Annotated in this window: 3 protein-coding genes; 1 reads left to right on the forward strand and 2 read right to left on the reverse strand. The window is 70.2% G+C overall.

Annotated elements, in window-relative coordinates; all coding sequences use genetic code 11:
• Positions 1-106: 106 nt before the first annotated feature.
• Together RBS60_RS16810 and RBS60_RS16815 are read right to left on the reverse strand one after the other, a co-directional pair.
• Positions 107-676 (reverse strand): hypothetical protein, encoded by a 570-nt coding sequence (locus tag RBS60_RS16810; RefSeq protein ID WP_307958716.1) that lies wholly within the window; start codon positions 674-676, stop codon positions 107-109.
• 315 nt (positions 677-991) lie between these two features.
• Complete coding sequence (locus RBS60_RS16815) at positions 992-1,306, reverse strand: putative quinol monooxygenase (protein ID WP_374049303.1); 315 nt, start codon at positions 1,304-1,306, stop codon at positions 992-994.
• Between the two features lie 115 nt (positions 1,307-1,421).
• Between RBS60_RS16815 and RBS60_RS16820 the strand changes: the two genes are divergently transcribed.
• Positions 1,422-2,779, forward strand: a 1,358-nt coding sequence (locus RBS60_RS16820; RefSeq protein WP_307958718.1) for a helix-turn-helix domain-containing protein, incomplete at its 3' end; no start/stop codon positions are given.

The following is a 2,779-nucleotide window of genomic DNA, read 5'->3' on the forward strand; positions in this document are numbered from 1 at the left end:
CCTTAATGCCGGGGCCTGGGCGGCCACTGCGGGACAGCGCCGGTGACTCGCCTCGCGGAGGCGAGTCACCGGCGCCGGAGTCAGTCGGCCTCCGGATCGGGGTCGGTCAGTCGTCTTGGCCAGGGACGACGCATGCGTCGCCGATGAAGGCCCCCGCGAATGCGGGAGCGCCGAGCGCCTGAGCCGCGGTGGACGTCAGGGTGAGCCCGGCGGCCGTCCCTGCGCAGGCCGGGATGCGGCCGTTGATGGGCCGGACCGCACCGAGCGCGAACAGGTCTACCCGGCCTGGGAGGCGGGTCCCGTTCAGGACCCCCTTGGCATCTAGGAGACCGGTGGAGAGGTTGATGTCAAAGCGGGTCAAACGCAGGTCGCCGCCACCCAGCGGCGTGAACTCAAGGCCTCCCGAATGCTCGATGACGCCGTCTTCAACATCGGTGATGGGGAAAGACACCTGCGCTACCCCCGCTGGAGCGCTCAGCTCGCCGGGCGCGATCGCCCTGACTTTAAGGGCGTTGACCAGCACGGGCACGAGGGTCGGGTTCAGCACCACAGTCGTGGCCCCGCCCTCGGGAGCCGGAGCACCGTGGTCGTCGGCCTGAGCTGCGGGCGCGAGGAGAACAGAGGACATCAGTGCTGCGGCAGACACCGCGGCGGCGACGAGTCGACGAGTGCGCATTGATCTACTCCAAGTGGCTAGGGGCCTCGGGTGGCCTCGGCTTTGATCGGTCAGGCAGCCCATTGACGAAACCCATGATAGAAGTCTCGCTTTTCGAGTATCTCGGCTGTCGAGAAATATCATGGGCCACGACGGGCGATCATCGCAACCCCTTACCGTCACCTGATGGGTGCCCGGACTAGGGAGCACGGGCGGAAGAGGCCATCCTGGGCACACTGAGTTAGCCCACGCGACGCGGGCAGGCGAGCCACACCGAACGGCGAGCGGACGACGGCGGGCTCGCACCCGCCGTCGTCCGCTCCCCGCAGTTGACGCTCACCTCACGGCGAGCTCCCCCAATTCGGACCAGCCGTCAACCTTGACATTGATGATGTCCGGCGTCCGGGAAAGGTAAGCGGGCAATTCCTCGGTGGCCTTCTTGAAGTGCTCGGACTTCACGTGCTCGCCGCCGGCCTCGTCATCGCGGAAGGCCTCGAGCAGCACGTACGTGCTCGGGTCCGCGAGGGAGCGCGACCATTCGAAGAACAGGCAGCCGTCCTCGGCGTTGGTAGCCTCCGTGAAATCCTTGGCGATTTCAGGCCACGCGTCAGCGTGCTCGGGCTTGACGGGGAATTTCGCGCTGATGTACATCAAAGTGCTCTCCTCCTGAGGTAGTGGATCCTGAACGGATTGATTGGGCAAAGGCTTTGGTCAGCCAGCGGGCGCGGAGGTCGGTCTGGCCCTCGCAGACCGGACGCCCAGTCTCGTGAGCGCGAAGGAGCACTACAACGCGAGCCTGTGCACGTACACGTGTGCGGCCGTCCCGGTGCTGGACCCGTTCACCGGCCGGCTCGAGGGCAGCGTCAACATCACCACATGGGCCACGTCGTCCCGCGGCCTCCTCCTCGCTCTGGCCCAGTCGGCGGCGAGCAACACCGCGGCGCTCATGCTCGCCCGATCCCAGGGGCAGACCGCGAAGGCCGCGCCCAAGGGCGGGGTGTTCAGGGTGCAGGGAACCCGGCTCGAACCCGAGGCCAGTACCCTGCAGGAGATGTCCTCCGCGTGGACCGCCGCGGCGGACACGGCCGCGCGGGCCCTCGCTGCCAGGAACCCCGTGGCGGTCCTCGGCGAAGCCGGCTCAGGACGCGCCTCGCTCCTCGGGCAGGCACTCCGTCTGGCCCACCCGGGCATCCGCGTCCTGAGCGCCGCCGCCCCGGCACCACCGGAGGTCGAGGCGTGGCTCTCGCTCTGGGTGCCCGAGCTGACAAAACCCCGTACCACGATCATCATCGAGAACGTCGACGCCCTTCCCGCGTGGGTGGCGCACGAGGTCCACGCGCGGATCACTGCTGCCATGGACGCCCTTCCCGTCGCCGCCCCGTCGCTGATCTGGGCGGTCACCGCCGCGCAGGTCCCCGACATCCCCGCGCCGATCGCTGCGCTTGTCCAGGCCGTCGTCGAGCTCCCGCCGCTGCGCGAGCGAGCGGCAGACATTATGCCGATCGCCCGCCACGCCGCGCGCGAGGTGAGAATGCGCGACGTCGGATTCACGCCCGCGGCCGAGCACGCACTGGCCGCATACGAGTGGCCCGGGAACGCGGACGAGCTCGTCCGGGCCGTCCGCGCGGCGGCATCACGCACCGCGACGATCGACCTGCAGCACCTTCCCCCCGGGGTCCTCAGCCGCCCGCCGACGCGCCTCACGCGCCTAGAGTCCCTCGAACGGGACGAGATCATCCGCAGCCTCTCCCGCCCCGGCGTCACCGTGGCCGGGGCCGCCGCGGAGATCGGAATCAGCCGGGCGACCATCTACCGCCGGATGGCACGCCTGGACATCAGCATCCCGAAACGGCTCAGGGTCCAGGCCCGGGCACACCGCAGGCAGGACACGCAGAGTCACCTGAGCACCCCACAAGGCCACTGCCGCCATCCAAGAGCCGGCGACGGGTCGGCATGCTGGTCACGTGCGGCGCGGGCATCCTCCTCTCCCGCGGAGGATGCACGAGGGACCTCGCCAGCATCGAGTAGCACCGGGCGGGGGGGCGGGGGGGGCCCCCCCCCCCCCCCCCCCCCCCCCCCCCCCCCCCCCCCCCCGGGGGGGGGGGGGGGGGGCCCCCCCCCCGA

Origin of the sequence: Sinomonas sp. ASV486 (assembly GCF_030908215.1) — a bacterium.
Lineage (GTDB): Bacteria > Actinomycetota > Actinomycetes > Actinomycetales > Micrococcaceae > Sinomonas > Sinomonas puerhi.